The sequence below is a fragment of the Paractinoplanes lichenicola genome (genome assembly GCF_016785085.1).
GTDB classification, from domain to species: Bacteria; Actinomycetota; Actinomycetes; order Mycobacteriales; family Micromonosporaceae; genus Actinoplanes; species Actinoplanes lichenicola.
Genome location: NZ_JAENHO010000004.1, coordinates 1 through 18,686, shown reverse-complemented (window position 1 = coordinate 18,686; position 18,686 = coordinate 1). Strand labels below are relative to the sequence as shown.

Annotated in this window: 16 protein-coding genes; 7 read left to right on the top strand and 9 right to left on the bottom strand. The window is 69.3% G+C overall.

Going from position 1 to position 18,686, the window contains the following annotated elements; genetic code table 11:
• Positions 1-29 precede the first annotated feature (29 nt).
• The 4 genes from JKJ07_RS13475 to JKJ07_RS13460 are packed head-to-tail and all read left to right on the top strand — an operon-like array spanning position 30 to position 4,087.
• Positions 30-1,289, top strand: a complete 1,260-nt coding sequence (locus JKJ07_RS13475; protein ID WP_202991857.1) for a hemopexin repeat-containing protein — start codon at positions 30-32, stop codon at positions 1,287-1,289.
• On the top strand, positions 1,286-2,236 hold the full coding sequence (locus JKJ07_RS13470; protein WP_202991856.1) for a Gfo/Idh/MocA family protein: 951 nt from the start codon (positions 1,286-1,288) through the stop codon (positions 2,234-2,236). Before JKJ07_RS13475 ends, JKJ07_RS13470 begins: the two co-directional genes overlap by 4 nt.
• A gap of 35 nt (positions 2,237-2,271) precedes the next feature.
• Positions 2,272-2,961 carry a hypothetical protein gene (locus JKJ07_RS13465; RefSeq protein WP_202991855.1) on the top strand — a complete coding sequence of 230 codons (690 nt, stop codon included), beginning with the start codon at positions 2,272-2,274 and terminating at the stop codon, positions 2,959-2,961.
• Between the two features lie 4 nt (positions 2,962-2,965).
• The gene (locus JKJ07_RS13460; protein WP_202991854.1) at positions 2,966-4,087 is read left to right on the top strand and encodes a 5-methyltetrahydropteroyltriglutamate--homocysteine S-methyltransferase; all 1,122 of its coding nucleotides are present in this window, start codon (positions 2,966-2,968) and stop codon (positions 4,085-4,087) included.
• Here JKJ07_RS13460 and JKJ07_RS13455 read toward each other — a convergent pair.
• Positions 4,084-5,190 carry a Rossmann-fold NAD(P)-binding domain-containing protein gene (locus tag JKJ07_RS13455; RefSeq protein ID WP_202991853.1) on the bottom strand — a complete coding sequence of 369 codons (1,107 nt, stop codon included), beginning with the start codon at positions 5,188-5,190 and terminating at the stop codon, positions 4,084-4,086. The genes JKJ07_RS13460 and JKJ07_RS13455 overlap by 4 nt on opposite strands.
• Before the next feature lie 39 nt (positions 5,191-5,229).
• Between JKJ07_RS13455 and JKJ07_RS13450 the strand changes: the two genes are divergently transcribed.
• Entirely contained in the window at positions 5,230-6,282 is a 1,053-nt protein-coding gene (locus JKJ07_RS13450; RefSeq protein WP_202991852.1) for a helix-turn-helix transcriptional regulator, read from the top strand.
• A gap of 181 nt (positions 6,283-6,463) precedes the next feature.
• Here JKJ07_RS13450 and JKJ07_RS13445 read toward each other — a convergent pair whose 3' ends face one another.
• The 8 genes from JKJ07_RS13445 to murD form a co-directional block, all read right to left on the bottom strand.
• Positions 6,464-7,369 (bottom strand): carbohydrate ABC transporter permease, encoded by a 906-nt coding sequence (locus tag JKJ07_RS13445; protein WP_202991851.1) that lies wholly within the window; start codon positions 7,367-7,369, stop codon positions 6,464-6,466.
• Positions 7,370-7,387: 18 nt separating this feature from the next.
• Entirely contained in the window at positions 7,388-8,296 is a 909-nt protein-coding gene (locus JKJ07_RS13440; protein WP_202991850.1) for a carbohydrate ABC transporter permease, read from the bottom strand.
• Between the two features lie 35 nt (positions 8,297-8,331).
• Positions 8,332-9,768: an N-acetylglucosamine/diacetylchitobiose ABC transporter substrate-binding protein gene (gene ngcE / locus JKJ07_RS13435; protein WP_202991849.1), complete on the bottom strand. Its 1,437-nt coding sequence runs from the start codon at positions 9,766-9,768 to the stop codon at positions 8,332-8,334.
• A 46-nt stretch (positions 9,769-9,814) separates the two neighbouring features.
• Complete coding sequence (locus tag JKJ07_RS13430; protein WP_202991848.1) at positions 9,815-10,741, bottom strand: carbohydrate ABC transporter permease; 927 nt, start codon at positions 10,739-10,741, stop codon at positions 9,815-9,817.
• Positions 10,741-11,730 carry a carbohydrate ABC transporter permease gene (locus JKJ07_RS13425; protein ID WP_202991847.1) on the bottom strand — a complete coding sequence of 330 codons (990 nt, stop codon included), beginning with the start codon at positions 11,728-11,730 and terminating at the stop codon, positions 10,741-10,743. Before JKJ07_RS13425 ends, JKJ07_RS13430 begins: the two co-directional genes overlap by 1 nt.
• A gap of 68 nt (positions 11,731-11,798) precedes the next feature.
• Complete coding sequence (locus JKJ07_RS13420; RefSeq protein ID WP_202991846.1) at positions 11,799-13,112, bottom strand: extracellular solute-binding protein; 1,314 nt, start codon at positions 13,110-13,112, stop codon at positions 11,799-11,801.
• A 43-nt stretch (positions 13,113-13,155) separates the two neighbouring features.
• Positions 13,156-14,130 (bottom strand): MurR/RpiR family transcriptional regulator, encoded by a 975-nt coding sequence (locus JKJ07_RS13415; RefSeq protein WP_202991845.1) that lies wholly within the window; start codon positions 14,128-14,130, stop codon positions 13,156-13,158.
• Between the two features lie 510 nt (positions 14,131-14,640).
• Positions 14,641-15,993, bottom strand: coding sequence for a UDP-N-acetylmuramoyl-L-alanine--D-glutamate ligase (gene murD, locus JKJ07_RS13410; RefSeq protein WP_202991844.1), 1,353 nt, complete (start codon positions 15,991-15,993; stop codon positions 14,641-14,643).
• A 63-nt stretch (positions 15,994-16,056) separates the two neighbouring features.
• Between murD and JKJ07_RS13405 the strand changes: the two genes are divergently transcribed.
• Complete coding sequence (locus JKJ07_RS13405; protein ID WP_498370752.1) at positions 16,057-17,358, top strand: MurL-like N-terminal domain-containing; 1,302 nt, start codon at positions 16,057-16,059, stop codon at positions 17,356-17,358.
• Positions 17,359-17,648: 290 nt separating this feature from the next.
• Positions 17,649-18,044 carry a cupin domain-containing protein gene (locus JKJ07_RS13400; protein ID WP_307834243.1) on the top strand — a complete coding sequence of 132 codons (396 nt, stop codon included), beginning with the start codon at positions 17,649-17,651 and terminating at the stop codon, positions 18,042-18,044.
• Positions 18,045-18,686 lie beyond the last annotated feature (642 nt).

The window sequence follows — 18,686 nt, the reverse complement described above, 5'->3', positions numbered from 1 at the left end:
GGGCGTCAGTCGCTAAGCGGAGGCAGCTGATGGTGGAGCGCTACATCGATGCCGCCCGCAGCAACGCGGACGGCTCGCACCAGGCGACGTTCTTCCTCGCGGATCACTACGTCGTCTACAACTACGACCGCAACCGCGTCGACGACGGGGTGCACGCGGTCGCCGGTCTGGGCTTCGGGCTGCCCTTCTCCCCCGTCGGCCCTGATCAGAGCCTCGACGCGGCCCTCAAAGGCCGAGGCCTGCACACCCGTACGGGCTACCAGTTCCGCGGCGTGCGCTACGCGCGGGTCGACCTGACCAGCGGCCTGGGCGACTCCGGTCTGGGCGAGCTGGCGGCCTGGGCCCTGCCGGGGCTGAACGGAGGCGGAGTGGACGCCGCCTTCAACGGCCGCCCGCCGACCCGCGACGGCAAGGCGTATTTCTTCCACGGCGACCGATACACCCGGTACGACTGGCAGCGGGAGAAGCCCGATCCCGAATATCCGCGGCCCCTCTCCGCCGTGGCCGGAATGGTCGCGCCGTTCACCGACGGCCTCGACGCGGCGGTCGACGGCGAGGGGGCGTACGCGGAAACGGGTTATCTTTTCCGCGGGGGCGACTATCTGCGCGTCGCCTGGGATCCGCCCGGCGGCGGCGAGCCCCGGGTCGACGGCCCGGCCCGCGGCATTCAGGCCGGCTGGCCCGGCTTGGTGGAATTGCTGCTCGCGGGCAAGGCGAAGGCTCAGGCGCTGGTGTGGATAGCGGACGCCGCACGACATCTGGCCGTGCCGTTCGACCCGCTTTTCGCGACGGCCCTGGCGACCCATTTCCACGTCGCCCCGACGGCCGGCGCGCACGAGAAGGCGACAGTCATCGCGCTCGTGCAGGCGCAATTCACACGGGTGCTGACGGCGTTGAGCGAGAGCTCGATCCGGTTCCGGTTCCGCACGGCCGCCGAGTCGATGCGGCTCGACCACAACACCGAGGCGCCGGCCGTCTATTTCTGGGACGCCAAGCTCAACTTCACACCCCTTTTCCCGGCCACCGATCCGTCGGCGCGGGCGGCGTCGTTGCTGCGCGAGACCGTACGGTCGGTGGACCCGTCGGCCGCCACCGTCTCGGCGCACGTGCCCGACTGCTACGTCTCCGACGCCGAAGCGGGCCGGCTGGGCCTGCCCACGGTTCGCGACGATCCACGGTGGACCCGGCGCTACGATCAGCTGACCACTGCGGCCGCTTTGCACAACCCTTCCGCGTACGCGGCCTTCGCGCGCCACCTTTCGCTCGGAAGAGACGGCCGGACGCCATGACGGTTCGCTGGGGAATGTTGTCGACCGCCGGAATCGGCCGGGTCGTCGCGGCCGCCCTGCCGGGCCTTTTCGTCGCCGTCGCGGGCCGCGATGCCGTGCGGGCCGCCGCCTATGCCGCCGAATTGGGCGTGCCGCGCAGCCACGGCTCGTACGAGGAATTGCTCGCCGACGACGAAGTGGACTCGGTCTATGTCCCTCTGCCGGTCGCGCTCCACACCGAATGGACGCTCCGCGCGCTGCGGGCCGGCAAACACGTGCTGTGCGAGAAACCGTTCGCGATGACCGCCGCCGACGCCACCGCGTGTTTCGACGCCGCCGAGCAGGCTGGGCGGTTGTGCATCGAGGGTCTGATGTGGCGGCACCATCCGCAGACGCTTCTCGCGCAGCGACTTGTGGCCGAGGGCGCGATCGGGAAACTGTCGTTCATCCGGGCCGCGTTGAGCGTCGACGTGCCGCCCGGCGACATCCGGCGTACGGGGAAACTGGGTGGCGGCGCCCTGCTCGATCTGGGCTGTTATTGCGTGAGCGCGATCCGAATGTTCGGCGGTGAGCCGGTTGCCATGTCCGCCGCCCGAGTGGCCGACCCCGCGGAGGGCGCGGACGGCTCGGACCTGCGGCTGGCCGCGACGCTGACGATGCCGTACGACGTGCTGGCCCAGTTCGACGTGGCGCTCGACTTTCCGCGGCGTGACGAGCTGGAACTGATCGGCACGGCCGGCAAGATCGTCGTGCCCGACCCGTGGATCTGCTCTCTGGGCTATGTGCAGCTCGAGCGGCAGGGGACGGTGGAGCGGCTGCCGGTCGAGGCGGCCAACCCGTACGCGGTCGAATTCGTCGCCGCGTCACGAGCCATCGAGGCCGGCTCGGCGCCTTTGTACGGCCGCGCGGACGCGGTGGCGCAGGCGGCAGTCCTCGAGGCTCTGGCGAAAAATCAAACCACGGGTTGACGCCACCACGGCGTCGCCTGGGCAGACTGGCCGCCGTGAGAAAACGACTGCGATGGGTCCTGACCGGTGTCGCCGCCCTGGTGGTGGCGATCGCCGCCGGGCTCGCGCTCGCCTATCCCGCGGTCGCCGCCACGACGTGCCCGGGCTGCTACGGCCTGACCAAGGTCGGCGACGGTCTTTACAGCGAGCGTGACCTCAGCGCGGCGCAGAAACAGCAGCTGACCACGGTGGCCGCCGACGCGCGCCGACGGGTCGAGGAGTTCTACGGCGGCCGCGAGTCCGATCCGCGGCTCGTCGCCTGCTTCACCGACAGCTGCTACGACCGCATCGGGGGCGGCGGCGAGAAGGGCATCGCGATCCTCGATCGCGCGGTCATGCTCTCGCCGCGCGGGCTCGACGCCGTGATCGCCTCGCACGAGATGTCCCACGTCGAGCTAAGTCGGCGGCTCCGTGACGGCGAGGTGCCCCAGTGGTTCGACGAGGGGCTGGCCGTGGTCGTGTCGCAGGATCCGCGCTATCTGGGCGCGCATTGCGACGTGCCCTATGACGGCCCGCTGCCCGAGACGCTGCCCGCCTGGCTCGAGGCGGCGAGCGCCGATCAGCAGGTGTATTCGCGGGCCGCCTGCCGCGTGCAGCGCTGGCTCGACGCCACCGGGGGCCGAAATGCCGTATTGGGCCTCATCGATCAGTTGAACGGTGGCGGCGCCTTCCCGGGGCTACGGTGAGCCGATGACGATCCGTGAGACGCCACCGTTCCGGGCCGACCACGTCGGCAGCCTGCTCCGCCCGGCCGGCCTGCTCGAGGCGCGCGAGCGCCGTGCCACCGGCGAGATCGACGCCGACGAGCTGCGGGCCACCGAGGATGCCGCGATCCGCGACGTCGTGCACATGCAGCGCGACGTGGGGCTGCGCTCGGCCACCGACGGCGAGTTCCGCCGCACGTCCTGGCACATGGATTTCATCTATCGCCTGGGCGGGGTGCACCCGACCGACGAGAAGATCCAAGTGCACTTCCGGAACGCCGAGGGCCAGCTCGACTTCGAGTCGGCCGCGCTCGCCATCGACGCGCCGATCCGGCTGACCGAGACGGTCTTCGGCGACGACTTCACGTTTCTGCAGTCCGTCGTCGACCCGGCGGTCACGGCCAAGCTGACCATCCCGTCGCCCAGCATGGTCCACTATCGCGGCGGCCGGGCCGCGATCGACCCGGCCGTCTATCCCGACGAGGAGCAGTTCTGGGCCGACCTCAGCGCGGCCTACGCCGAGCAGGTGCGCCGGGTGGCCGACCTGGGCTGCCGCTATCTGCAGCTCGACGACACCAGCCTGGCCTATCTCAACGACCCCGCGCAGCGCCGCCTGCTCACCGACCGGGGCGACGACGCCGAGCATCAGCATCTGCGCTACATCCGCCAGATCAACGCCGCGATCGCCGACCGGCCCGCGGGCCTGGCCGTCACCACGCACATGTGCCGGGGCAACTTCCGCTCGTCGTGGACGGCCGAGGGCGGCTACGACTTCGTGGCCGAGGCCCTGTTCAGCGAGCTGGCCGTCGACGGCTTCTTCCTGGAGTACGACGACGACCGCTCGGGCGACTTCGCTCCCCTGCGCTTCGTCCCACCCGGCAAGACAGTCGTGCTCGGCCTGGTCACCACCAAGCGCGGCGAGCTCGAATCGAAGGACGCCCTCAAACGCCGGATCGACGAGGCCGCCCGCTACGTCCCGCTCGAGCAACTCTGCCTCTCACCCCAGTGCGGCTTCTCCTCCACGGTGGAGGGCAACACCCTGACGTACGACGAGGAGGTAGCCAAACTGGCCTTGATCGTCGAAACGGCCGAGGAGGTGTGGGGCTAAAGCCACCGCTCGACGAGCGCCTCACTGGCTTCCCAAAGTTCCCGGCGACGGCCCGAGAGAACGCGCTCGGGCACGGGGATAGGCACACCGCCGGGGCTATAGAAACGGGCCGCGGAAACCGCCGCGGCGGGCTCCGGCGGCGGCGCGGCCGTGCCGGGCAACGGCTCGGCGGGGTTAGCCAACGGGGCGGCTCTGCCGGGCAACGGAGCGGCTCTGCCGGGCAACGGAGCGGCTCTGCCGGGCAACGGGGCGGCTCTGCCGGGCAACGGGGCGGCTGCGCCGGGCAACGGGGCGGCTGTGCCGGGCGACCACTCGGCGGGGCTGGGCGACGGGGCGGCTGTGCTGGGCGACGGGGCGCTGGCGCCGGCTGCCAGCGCGACCGGGGTGGCGGCCGCGCGGGCTGGGTCGGCGCCGACGCGGCGTTGGACGGCGTCGAGCAAGTAGCGCAGCGGCGCGGGCACGCCCGGCGCGTCGCGGAACACGCGCGTGGCCACCAGACCGGGGAAGACGCAGCTGACAGACAGACCCGGCTCTCGCAGAGCGAGTTCGACGGCGAACAGATCGCACGCGAACTGAGTTCGCCCGGCGACGCGCAGGCCACGGTCGCCCCGGCGCACACCACGACCGCTTATGTGCGGGCCGCGGGAGTCGGGGGCGCCGCGATCGGGGCTGCCGGGATGAGGGCTGCCGCGGTCAAGCCTTTCGCACAGGTGGCCGTGGTGCAGGTTCAAGTCGTCCATCGGGCCGAGCGTGTCCCGGTAGCGGCCCGCGTTCGCCACCAGCACGACCCGGCCGCCGGGCTTGAGCAACGGCAGCAGGCGGCGTACGAGCAAATAGCGCGACAAGTAGTTGAGCGCGAAAGCCCGCTCCATCCCCTCGGGAGTGTGCGCGGCCCGCAGGCTGAACACGCCCGCGCAGCACACGATGGCCGTCAGGGGCGTCCGGCGCGCGGCCACCTCGTCGGCGGCGCGGGCCGTCTCGCTCATCAGGCCCAGATCGGCCCGGATCATCCCGCCGCGGCCCACCGTCAGCGCCCGCTCCCTCAGGGCGGCCGCCACCGCGCCGCCGATTCCGGTCGAGCCTGTCACCAGCACGTCATTCATGCTCTCGACGGTAGGAACGGGCGGCGGGACACTCCATGTGTGTCCGTCCCGCAGAGCACACCGGACGTCCTGGGCGCGGTGCTGCGCGAGGTCAGCTTCGCCAGTGCCGCGTACCGCTGGATCGACATGGGAGCGCCGTTCCGCCTGGTCTTCGACCGCCCGGGCCTGCGCGGCGTGCACCTGATCGCCGCCGGCCGCTGCGAGCTGGTGCTGACCGGCGAATCAGAGCTGGGACCCGCGCGCGGGTCGCCGACAAGAGCAGCCGGCGGCTCGGCAGCCCGGCCCGCCGAATCAACCGCGGCAATACATGCGACCGGAACTGCGGCAACGCAGGCGAGCGGAACTGTGATTCCACTGGCGGCCGGGGACACGGTCATCCTGCCGCGCGGCGACGATCACGAGCTGCGAAGGGGCCGAGCCGCCGCCCCCACGTCCGGCTTCGAGCTGGCGGCCCGCACACCGGGCGTGCGTCTGCGCGGCGGCGGCCCCGGCGACGACGTGACGGCGATCGTCTGCGGCGCTTTCATCGCCGGCGACCCCGACCATCCGGCGCTACGCGGGCTGCCCCGGGTGCTGCACGTCCCCGGCCACGACGGGCAGCCGCCGCCCTGGCTGGCGCCCTACGTCGAGGTGCTGCGGCAGGAGGCCTTCGACGCCGGGCCGGGCAGTGACGTCGTGATGGCCCGGCTGTCCGACGCGCTGATCGCCCGGGCGCTGCGCGAGACGGGCACGGTGACCGAGCATCCGGGATGGCTGGCCGGTCTGCGCGATCCGCACCTGGCCGCTGCGCTGGGCGCCCTGCACGCCGACCCGGCCCGGCCGTGGACGCTCGCCACGCTGGCCGGGACCGCGGGGCTGTCGAGGACGGCATTCACCGCCCGCTTCCGCTCGGTCGTTGGTGAGCCGCCGATGCGCTATCTGCAATCGCTGCGCTTGCATCACGCCCGGCGCCTGCTGCGCGACGAGCGGCTCACCGTCGCGGCGGTGGCAGCCCGCGTCGGTTACACCTCCGACGTGGCCTTCGCCGCGACGTTCCGGCGCGTGGTCGGCGTGCCCCCGGCCGAGTGGCGCCGCATCGCAAGCGACGCATAGACGGCACCACGAGCCCGACCTGCCCGCACCACCCGCGCAGCACACACCACCAACGCAGCACGCCACCCGCGCAGCACGCACCACCCGCGACAAAGATCGGCCCGCGAAAGCGACTGCGGAAACGGCGAAGCTCCTCCCCGCGGGACGGACCGCAGGGAGGAGCTTCGCCAGGAGAGAGGCTTTACTTCACCGCGCCGGCCGTGAGGCCCGACTGGATCTGGCGCTGGAAGATGGCGTACACGATGATCATGGGCAGGATCGTCAGGACCAGGGCGGCGAACAGCGTCGACCACTCCGCCTGATAGCCCGCGGACACGCTGATCTGCGCGATGCCCTGGGTCAGCAGCAGCTTCTGGTCGGCGCCGGGGCCGCTCATGATGACGACCGGCAGCAGGTACTGGTTCCACTGGCCGACGATGTTGAAGATCGTGATGCTGACCAGGCCGGAGCGCGCCATCGGCATCATGATCTGGAAGAACTTCCGGACGTGCGAGGCGCCGTCGACGGTCGCGGCCTCCTCGATCTCGTACGGGAGGGATTTGAAGAACGCGACCAGGAAGAAGATCGTGAAGGGCAGCGAGTACGCGATGTAGACCAGCACCAGGCCGGTGTAGGAGCCCAGCAGGCCCATGCCCTTGAGGATGTAGAACAGCGGCGCCAGCGCCATGAACGTCGGGAACGCCAGGCCCGAGACGAACAGGTAGTAGATCGCGCGGTTGCCGGGGAACTTGTAGCGGGCCAGCACGTACGCCGCCATCGCGCCGAACAGCATCGTGCCGGCCGTGCTGATCAGCACGACGAAGACGCTGTTGATGAAGTAGCGCCCGATGTGGGCGTCGCTCCAGGCGTTGACGTAGGTGTCGAACGAGAACGAGTTGGGCAGCGCGAACGGCTTGCCCAGGAAGATCTCGGTGTTGCTCTTGAACGACGCGAGCAGCACCCACAGCAGCGGGCCGGCCGTGATCAGGGCCCAGGCGACCAGGGCCACGTGCGAGAGGCCGGTGGCGATCTTGAGGTCGCGCTTCTGGTTCGGCGCCCGGCCCGCCGATGCGGTGCTGGGGCCGGGGGTCTTGGTGATGGTGGTCATCGTCTCGCCTCTCGCCGATCAGGCTTCGACGGATTCGCGCCGCGTGGCCGAGAGGGTCACCCAGGCGAAGGTAAGGGTCAGGAAGAAGAGCACCACGCCGAGTGCGGATGCGTAACCGGCCTGCGAGAACTCGAAGGCGTTGCGATAGATCATGAGGCTGAGCACCGAGGTCGCGCCGTCGGGGCCGCCGCGGTCGACGGTCATGATGTTGACCAGCGCGAACGCGTCGAAGGCGGCGATGCCGAGGTAGACCCAGGCGACCTGCACCGTGTTCCACAGCAGCGGGATGGTGATCCGGAAGAACAGGGTCATCCGGCTGGCGCCGTCGATCGCGGCCGCCTCGTACACCTCGGTCGGGATGTTGCCCATGCCGGCCGAGAACAGCACGACGTAGAAGCCGACCGCCTGCCAGACCAGCACGACCAGGATGCAGCCCATGGCGTAGCGCTCGTCGGCCAGGAACAGCCATGGCTGCCACGACTCGGGGAACAGGCCGTTGATCATGCCGCTCTTGTCCGGCCCGAACACCCGGCCGAAGATCACCGCGACGATGGCCAGGGCCAGCAGCTGCGGGAAGAAGAAGATGATCCGGTAGACCTTGGAGCCCCAGACGCCCCGGGTCACGCCGCCCTTCTGCCCGCCGCCCACGTTCAGCAGGAACGCGAAGATCAGGGCCAGGATGACGGTGATGATCGGCAGGAAGATCAGCAGGAACACGTTGTGCTTGATCGACTGCCAGAACAGGGTGTCGTCCCACATCTTGCGGAAGTTGCCCAGGCCGACGAAGTTCTCGACCGGCCCGAGCCCCGACCATTCGTAGACCGACAGGTAGAAGGCCTGGATGTAGGCCCACACCACGAAGATCGCGTAGAGCGCCACCGGCACGACAAGGAAGCCGATGATGAAGGGATACTTGCCGTGCCGCATGGCGCCTACCGTCCTGCCTTACGAGTTACGAGTGATCAGCTGCGGGTGAACTTGGTGACGGAGGAGTCCTTGGCAACAGCCTGGGAGGCCTTCTCCATGCGCTCGCAGAACTTGGCGGCGTCGTAGTCGGAGAACATCAGGTCGTTCGCCGCCGCGCGCGACTCGTCGTCGAGCTTCTTGTACCAGGTGTCGAACAGGTAGCCCATGAAGACGTCCTTGCCGGCCTTGGTGACAGCGTCGTTGGCGCTCGTCAGACCGGGAGAGATCGTAACGCCGTCGGAGGCGCCCGCCACCACCGTAAGCGACTTGGTGAGCTTCGTGAACTCCAGCGCCGCTTCCTTGGACAGCATGGTGCGCAGGTATTCCTTGCCACCCTGCGGGTTCTTGCCCTTGGCGGCCGCGAAGTAGATCTCGCCGGCGGCGGCGTTGATGGCCGTGGCCGGGAGCTTGTCCGACGCGGTGACGCTCGGGTACGGCGCGATCGCGTACTCGAAGCCGGACGGGGTGTCCTTGGCCTGCTCGTTCTCGAGCCAGGAGCCGCAGGGGTAGAACGCGACCTTGTCCTGGTTCTGCTGAAGCTGGACCTCGGTGTGCCGCAGGCCGAGGAACGTCTTGTTGATGTAGTTCTTGCCGATCCCGGCCCACGCCTCGGCCGCCTGCTTGATGGCGTCGTTGGTCCAGGCGCCTTCCTTCAGGTTGTCGATGTCCTTGAGGACCTGCTCGGTGCCGATCTTGCCGGCGCTGGTGAGCAGGGCACGGACCATGTAGTACGACGCGTTGGCGCCCGCGAAGCCGAACGGCGTGATGCCCGCGGCCTTGATCTTGTCGCACAGGGCGGTGAACTCGGCCCAGGTGGTCGGCGGGGTCCAGTTGTTCTTCTTGAACAGGGCCGCGTTGTACCAGAGGCCGAAGACCGTGTACGAGTAGTTCACGGCGAACGGCTTGCCGTCGTAGCTGCCCTGCTCGACCGCGCCCGGCACCAGGGTGTCGGCCACGGTCTTGCCCGCGATGTCGAGCGACGGGGCGGCGAACAGGTCGGTCAGGTCGGCCGCCTGGCCGGCCTTCACGATCGCGCCGAAGTCCATCAGCTTCGAGCCCGAGTTGTTGATCATGTCCGGCGGGTTACCGGCGTTGATCCGGGGCTGGATGATCGTCGAGATCTCTTCGGTCTGCGAGTACGTGACCTTGGCGTCCGGCCACTTCTTGTTGAAGAGCGGGGTGTCCACGTCGGTCGCGTACTTGGTGCCCAGACCGCCGTTGAAGATCACGATCTCGACGCCGGCCTTGGCGTCGATGCCCAGCGGGTTGTCCGCGGACTTCGTGCCGGTGGCCTGGTCCTGGGTGCCCTCGTCCGAGCTGCCGACGCACGCGCTGAGCATGCTCACGGCGGGGGTGGCCAGCAGACCGACGGCGGCCGCGCGACGCAGCAGCGTACGGCGGTCCAACTCGGGCTTGGTGAATATGTCGGTCACAGCATCTCCTCAGTGCTTGCTGTTTGTTACTGGTGTTAGTTCCGAATCATCCCTTGACCGCGCCGGCCGTGAGGCCGGTTGCGATGTTGCGCTGGATGATCAGGAAGAAGACCACCACCGGGATCGAGGTGATGATCGCACCGGCCATGAGGGGCCCCCAGGCGGTACCGCGCGTTGTCTGGTTCTGGAGCAGCCAGGCCATCAGGTTCTGGTTCTCCGGGCTGTTGAGCGTGTTGATGATGATGAATTCGTTCCAGGCCTGGATGAACCCGTACACGCTGGTGGCGACCAGGCCGGGGCCGGTCAGCGGCAGGATGATGCGCCAGAACACCTGGGCCCGGGTGCAGCCGTCGATCATCGCGGCCTCGTCGAGCTCCCGGGGGATGCCCGAGATGAAGCCGCGAAGTGTCCAGATGGTGTAAGGCAAGATCAGCACTAGGTAGGTGATGCTCACACCCGGCAAACTGTCGGTCAAATCGAACTTCTTGAAACCAAGGTCGACATTCTGCAACATCAGGAACAGCGGGATGAGCAGGGCCAGGAACGGCACCAGCTGCACCACCAGGACGACCAGGATGATCGCCTTGCGGCCGTAGAACGAGAACCGGGCGATCGCCAGGGCGCCCAGGAAGCCCACCACCAGGGCGCCGGCCACGGCGATCAAGGTGATGATCACCCCGTTGCGCATGTCCTTGAGGAACAGCGGGGCGTTGAAGGCGGAGATGAAGTTGTCGAACGTCGGGTTGCTGGGCCAGAACCCCGGCTCCAGCGCCAGCACCTCGTCGGCCGGCTTGAACGCGGTGTTGAGCACCCAGTAGACCGGGAACAGCATGAGCACCGAGAAGACGACGCCGGCGGTGTTGGCCAGAATCGTGCCGGAGCGGCTGCGCCCGACGGTGATGACGCCTTCGTCGGCCTTGGCCTTGCGGCGGCGCTTGAGCGGCGCGGTGGGCGTCACTGCGGGGGCGACCATCAGTCCACCTCTCCGATCCTGAACATCTGCCGGATATAGAAGATCATCACGCCGAGCATGAGCAGCACCGTGATCACCGCGATGGCCGACCCCAGGCTGTACCGGGCCTGGCCGAATGCCTGCGTGTACGAGTAGGTCGCGAGCGTCTGGAACTGGGGCTCCGGGTGGCCGTCACGCAGCACCCAGGCCTGGGTGAAGAGGCCGAAGTTCCAGATCACCGAGAGCGTCGTGACGATCGTGAGCAGCGGCTTCAGGATCGGCAGGATGATGTTACGCAGCGCCTGCCACGGGGTGGCGCCGTCCACGGTGGCCGCCTCGAGCAGCTCCTTGGGCACCTGGGTGAGGCCGGCGTTGAGCGTGATCGCCAGGAACGGGATGCCCGCCCAGACCACCAGCGTGGTGATGACGCTCCAGCCCTGCCACGGGTTCACGAACCAGCTGTGGTTCTGGTAGTCCACGCCGGGCAGCTTGTCGATCAGGTAGTTCACGACGCCGAAGTCGGAGTCGGTCATCCACCGGAAGATCTGGGCCGCGACGAGCTGGGGCAGCGCCCACACGAACATCATGGCGACGACCATGAACATCCGGACGCCACGGGCGACCCGGCGCATCAGCAGCGCGATGCCCAGGCCGAGGATCACCGAGAGGAGAACGGAGACGACGGTGAAGGCGACCGTGCGGCCGACCACCGCCCAGAAGACTCCGTCCGAGAGCACGCGGGTGTACTGGTCGAAACCGACCCACGGGGGCGTGCGCCCGCTGATCAGCTCGCGCAGGCGCATGTTCTGGAAGGACAGGATGATCATCCGGAACAGCGGGTAGCCCAGCAGACCGGCGATGAAGAGCAGGGCGGGCACGGCGAGCAGCCACGGGACCACGCTGCTGTTGCGCTTGCGGCGCCGGGGGGCGACGTGGCCGGGGATCCGGTTCTGCGGCGGCCGGTCCGGGTCGTTCGGACGCCGGGTCGCCGGGGAGTCGACGACGGACATCGGCATTCCCTTTCTGAAGGGGCTGGCAAGCTGCCCGCCTCGGCAGGAGGCGGGCAGCTCGGCGGATGTCAGCTCTCGTTGAGCGTCGTGTTGATCTGGTCGTCGGCCCACTTGGCGCCGTCGGCCACCGACTTCTTGCCGGTCAGGATGTCGGTCAGCATGGTCTGCAGCACCGCGCCCTTCTCGACGTCGGCCCACTTCTCGGCGTTCGGCGGGAACCAGCTGTTCTTGGCGGCGAGCGCGGCGGGCGCGATCTTCGGGTTGTCGGCGGCCGCCTTGTCCAGCAGAGCGGTCGCGTTCGGCAGCGCGTTGGCCTTGACCAGGCCGGCCATCGAGGTGCTGTCAGTGAAGGCCTTGATCCACTGCGCGGCCAGCTCCTTGTTCTGGCTCTTCTCGGTGATGCCGAGGTTGGAGCCACCCAGGAACGACGGGACCTCGGGCATCGGCGCGGCGGCCAGCTTGCCCTTGACCTTGGTCGGGACCAGCGGGGAGTCCGGGTTGTTGGGGTCCTTCTTGGTCTCCTCGGCCGCGCCCTGCTCCCACGCGTTGCCGTAGAACATCGCGGCGGTGCCCTGGGCGAACGTGTTGGCCTGGTCGTTCTCGTTCTTGGTGGGGTCGGCCTTCGAGTACTTCTTGACCAGGTCGACCCAGCGCTGCAGGCCCTCGATCGACTGCGGCTGCGAGAGCTGGCCGACCCACTTGTCGCCGTCCTGCTTGGCGATGTCCCCGCCGGTCGACTTGACCCAGCTCATCGCCGCGTACCAGTACTGGCCGGGCATGTAGACGGCGCCGAACTTGCTGTTCGCCTTCTCCGAGGCCTGCACCTTCTCGGCGGTGGCCAGGAACTCGTCGTACGTCTTGGGCGCCTCGGCGCCGACCTTCTTGAGCAGGTCGGTGCGGTAGATCAGCACCCGGGCGCCGGCGTAGTAGGGCACGCAGTAGGTCTTGCCCTCGAAGTCACAGGCGCCCTTGAGGCCCTGCAGCCACGAGCCCGAGTTCTCGTAGTCGGCCGGGTTGACCGCGCCGAACGCGCCCGCGAAGACGTACTTCGGGAACTCGGTGTTGCCCAGCTCGACCACGTCGGGGACGTCGCTGCCGGCCAGGGTGGCGTCCAGCTTGGTCAGGTGGTTGGCCCACTGCTGATATTCGACGTTGACCTGGGCGCCGGTGGCGTCGGTGAACCGCTTGCTGGCGTCGTCGACCACGCCCTTCCAGGCGCTCTGCGCGTCGACCATCAGCCAGACCTTGAGGGTCTTGCCGGTGCCGTCGACCTTGCCGGAAGCCGAGGTAGTGGGTGCGTCATCGTCGCTGCTGGAGCCGCAGGCCGCGGCGCCGAGCAGTGTCGCCGTGATGGCCGCGACGGCGGCAATCTTGCGCTTCACGCTTTCCTCCTGGGGAGATTCTCTATCTGGGGATGATGCGAATTCAGGTGGTGCTGCCGTCCTTGGCCGCCTTGTGACCATGTACGGCCTGTGCGGTGCGCTGGAACGCAGCGTGCGAACGTTCGTGGGTCCGCTGCGCGACGGCGACGTAGAGAAGATCGAGGACGACCAGCTGCGGGTGCCGGGCGCTGAGCGCGTCGGGCCGGAACGTGGTCGCCTGGGTGGCGGTCAAAAGGGTGATGTCGGCCAGCTCGGCCAGCGGCGAGCGCGGGAAGCTGGTGAGGGCGATGGTGGTGGCGCCCCGGCTGCTCGCCTCGGCCAGCAGCTCGATCGTCTCGCCGGTCTCCCCGCTGTGCGAGATCCCGAGCGCGACGTCGCCCCGCCGGGAGAGCGCGGCGCTGGCCAGGCCGTTGTGCACATCGGTCCAGGCCCAGGCGGCCACCCCGATGCGGTGCAGGCTGAACTGCATCTCCTCGCCGACCAGCGCGGATCCGCTGGCGCCGAAGATGTTGACCCGCGGCGCGGCGGCGATCGCGACGGCGGCCCGCTCGACCTCGGCCAGGTCGAGCAGCTCGGCCGTGTCGTGCATGGCCTGGGTGTCGGCCGCCATGATCTGCCCGAGCACCCGTTCGAGGGGGTCGCTCGGCTGGATCTCACGGCCGATGTCGACGGTCCAGCCGGCGGAGCGGGCGCGCCCGGTCTCCGCCGCGATGCCGAGCCGCAGATCCGCGTACCCGTCGAAGCCCAGCGCCCGGCAGAACCGGGTGACCGTCGCCGGCGAGGTGCCGCTGCGCTCGGCGAGCTCGACGATGGTGGCCCGCGAGGCGGCGGCCGGATCGGTCAGCACCTGCTCGGCGACCCGCCGCAGCGCCCCCGTGAACTCCGGGAGCAGCGATCGGACGCGGGCGAGGACTCCCTGCTGATTCGCGACGTGCAGGTCCGTGGTGGCCTGGGTGCCGCGAACCATGGAGTCGACGACCGCGGTCGCCGCGGCGCCGTCCATCTCCGGCTCGCTCATGGGCCACCCTTTCAGGAAGGAGTGTTTACTGTCGCGGTAAAAGTTCTTACTAACCGCCCCTCTGTGTCAAGGAGTTGGGCGAAGTTTTCAAACCGTTACCTGACCTGCGCCGATGAACGCGTGTTACGCCGCCACCACTTGACAGTCATCGATCCGGAAATGTTCTTTACGACGTGACCGCCATCACGTGCGGGGGTATGTCATGGTTTGGGCTGGACCGTTTGGTCGATGCCTGCTGCCCATTCGCACCACGCGGGCAGGGCCGATCGACCCAACTGCTGGCGGCCATGAAACGCAGTTTTTACCGCCGAAACAAGATCAAAAACTTTTCCCGTACGCCCTAGGGCCCTTCCCAAGAGCACCAAGGCCGTTCCCTGAGCTGCGCACACGCTGGTGCCACGAAAGCCGATCACGCGGCTTCCGGCCTCGATCCGGTGGTCACGCACAACGCGCTCGCGCAGCGCCGACTACCGCACTACGCACAAAAAGACTGGCGCGCCGGCTTCTGGCTCACGCCGTCGCGCGGATCGCCTCCGTGAACGCCTCGGAGCGGTGCTCGAAGTTGCGGAACTGGCCGTAGCTCGGGGCGGCCGGCGACAGCAGCACCACGCCACCGGCCGGCGTCAGCTCGCGCGAGAGACGTACGGCATCGGAAAGGTCTTCCGCCTCGACGGCCGTGACACCGGGCAGGCCGGCCAGCGCGGCCAGGATGCGGGGGCCGCTGTCGGGCAGGCCGATCACGGTCAGCTCACGCTCGGCCAGGAAGTCGCGCAACACGGAGTAGTCGAGCCCGCGGTCGGTGCCGCCGAGTAACACCGTCAGTGGCTTCCCGGCGTAGGCGTCGATCGCGTGCATCGTTGCGTACGGGCTCGTGGAGAGTGTGTCGTCGACGAACGTGAGGCCGGACGGGTCGGTGATCTCGCTCAGCCGATGCGGCAGGCCCTCGAACGAGGCGACGGCCTCGGCCAGCTGCGCCGCCACCCCGGGCACGTCGATGCCCAGCCCGTCCAGCACGGCCAGCGCGACGCACAGGTTGCGGCCGTTGTGCGCACCCTTGAGTCGCAGCGTCGAGCGCGGGAAGAGAGCGTCGTCGGAGCAGAAGACGATGTCGTCCTCGACCCGGAACCGCGAGTCGTCGGCGGCGGCCGGGATGGGCGGGAACCCGTTCGCGTCGGTGACCCCCCGGATCTCGTCGCGCAGCCGCTCGTCGGTGCCGTTCACGACGATCATTTCCGGTCCGTGGCGCAGCAGGTTGAGCTTGTCGCGGTAATACTCCCGCTCGCCGCCGTGCGCGTCGAGATGCTCGGGGAACAGCGACGTCACCACGGCCACGCGGGGCGAATCGGTCAGGTCGGCGCACTGATAGCTCGACAGCTCGAGCACGTAGAGCGGGGCGTCGCCGGGCATGTCGAGCAGCGGCACGCCGATGTTGCCGCCGAACACGTTGGGCCGGCCGACCGCCGCCAGCAGGTGGCTGATCAGGCTCGACGTGGTGCTCTTGCCCTTGCTGCCGGTGACGCCGATCGTGCGCGCGGCGTGCTCGGCCATCCAGAGCGCGCTACCGCCCGTGACCGTGACGCCGCGCTCGCGCAGCTCTTTCATCCACGGGTGGGTCTGCGGCACGCCCGGCGAACGCACGACGACATCGGCCGTGACCAGGGCCGGGAACGCGTGGTCACCCCCGGCCAGCGGGGCCAGCGCGGCCAGCTCCCCCTCCCACGACACCGAGAGGAAATTCGCACTGTCATCGACCGCGATCAAGCGGGACGGCCCGTGCGGCGCGATGGCCGTCACCGCGGCCCGCCCCTCGCGGCCCGTGCCCCAGACCGCCACGGACCGGCCCTTCAGGTCTGCCAGACGCACGATCGCCCCTCCTCGTCGAGTCGCACTAGTATTGCCCGTCGGCCCTACGTCAGGAGTTCCCGGGTGCAGTTCGACGTCATGCGCTTCCCCTCGTACGCTTTCGACCCCGCGACCGGGGTGGCGACGTTCGACTACGTGCTCGACGGCCCCGACCCGCTGCACTTCACCGAGACGATCACGCTGCCGGTCCCCGCTGAGGGCGGCGTCCCGGAGGCTCTGCCCCGGGTGCTCGACCTGCTGCACGTCGTGGCCGGGGTCAGCTACTTCAAGGTCGGCGCGCCCGCCCGCGTGCTCGCCCCGTCGCCGGTGGCGCCCGAGGTCGCCGAGTTCTTCACCGCGGTCTACACGCAGGGCATGGCCGAGTACGCCTACCGCAATCAGCTCCCCCACGTCCTCGAGCTGACAGTCGAGGTGCCCGGCGCTCTGGAAGCGGCGCCGTTGATCGACAACAGCCAGGGCCGCCCGCTCTCGGCCGTCGGCGGCGGCAAGGACTCGATCGTCACGCTGGAGATCCTGCGCGCGGCCGGCCTCGACCCGGTGCCGTTCTCGGTCAACCCCAACCCGGTGATCCAGAACGTCAACGCCGCCTCCGGCCTGCCCGCCCTGGCCGCCCGGCGCAAGCTCGACCCCCGCCTGTTCGAGCTGAACAAGGCGGGCGCCCTCAACGGCCACATCCCGGTCACCGCGATCAACTCGCTGATCGCGATCGCCACCGCCGTCTGGCACGGCCTCGGCCCGGTCGTCATGTCCAACGAACGCTCCGCCTCCGACCCCAACCTGATCTGGAACGGTCACGAGGTCAACCACCAGTGGTCCAAAGGCGTCGAGGCCGAGGGCCTGCTGCGGGCCGCCGTGACTGCCCACGCCGGCCTCACGGAGCCGTACTTCTCGCTGCTACGGTCACTCTCCGAGCTGCACATCGCCCAGCTGTTCGCCCGTCACACCCAGTACGACGACGTCGTCACGAGCTGCAACAAGGCCTTCAAGCTGCACGACCCCACCGCCCGCTGGTGCGGCGACTGCCCCAAGTGCCGCTTCGTCTACTTGGCCATGGCCCCCGCGATGCCCCGCGACCGCCTCAACCACATCTTCGGCCACGACCTGTTCGCCGACGAGGCCCAACTCCCCGGCTTCCTGGAACTGCTAGGCATCGACGCCCACAAGCCCTTCGAGTGCGTAGGCGAAGTCGAAGAATCCCTGGTAGCCCTATCCATGCTCAACGACGACGCCCCAGTCCTGACCGCCCTCCGCAAGGCCGTACCCCCCACCGCCTGGACCACAGCCTCCCGCGAAGACGTCCTCACCCCCGGCGGTCCCACCTACGTACCCCCCACATACGCCAAAATCCTGACGGACGCCCTCTGAACCCCGCAGCGCCCAAAGACGCCACCGCCCCCAACGCGGCACCCCCAGCCACGGCCGCCCCGAACGCGACCGCCTCGGATCTGACCGGCTCGAACGTGGCTGGCTCGGACGTGACTGGCTCGGGCGTGACTGGCTCGGGCGTTGGCGGCTCGGATGTGGCCGACTCGGACGTGACTGGCTCGGACGTGACTGGCTTGGACGTTGGCGGCTCGGACGTGGCCGGCTCGGGCGTGAGTGGCTTGGACGTGACTGGCTCGGGCGTGACTGGCTCGGGCGTGACTGGCTCGGGCGTGACTGGCTTGGACGTTGGCGGCTCGGACGGGGCCATCTATGTCGGCAAGGCCGATCTCGACGCCCCCGGCGAGCAGGGCTGGCTGCTGGGCCATTTCCGCCCGCCCGGCGACCCCCGCCACAGCACCGACGTCGAGATCAAGTGGGGCCGCCACCCGAAGGGCGACCGCCGCGCCAAGTGGGTCACCGGCGAGCAACGCACCGCGCTCCTGATCCTGATCAGCGGCCGCTTCCACGTAGAACTCCCCGACCGCACAGTCATCCTCACCGAACCCGGCGACTACGTCGTCTGGGGCAAGGGCGTAGACCACTCCTGGCTGGCCGAACAGGAATCGGTAGTCCTGACCGTCCGCTGGCCCTCAGTGGCCGGCTACAAAGTGCCACCGCCCGAATAACCACCGGCCCGCCCAACACCTCCTTTCGCTGCCCCGCCCGACACCCCCGTTCGCCGGCCCAACCGACACCCCGCTCACCGCCCCAACCGACACCCCGCTCACCGCCCCAACCGACACCCCGCTCGCCGCCGCAACCGACACCCCGCTCACCGCCGCACCCGAACCCCCACTCCCCGGTCCCCCGCAACACCCGCTCGCCGCGCCACACAACACCCGACTGGCCCGCCCGGCGCCCTCCCCCGCAGACAATCCGGAGATGCATCCTGCATCCACGATCTGTCTCCCTCGTTCTTGGACCGACACCGCCGCCCTCGCACCCGAGATGGCGCCACTTCGGAGCGATGCATCCTGCATCAGCGAGTCGATCGGCACACGGCCGCTGTAGAAGCGGGCCGGGCGCGGCCGCGGTGGAAGCAGGCCGGGTGCAGCCCCGGTGAAAGCAGGCCGGGTGCAGCCGCTGTAGAAGCGGGCCGGGTGCAGCCGCCGTGGAAGCAGGCCGGGCGCAGCCCCGGTGAAAGCAGGCCGGGCGCAGCCCCGGTGAAAGCAGGCCGGGCGCAGCCCCGGTGAAAGCAGGCCGGGCGCAGCCCCGGTGAAAGCAGGCCGGGCGCAGCCCCGGTGAAAGCAGGCCGGGCGCAGCCCCGG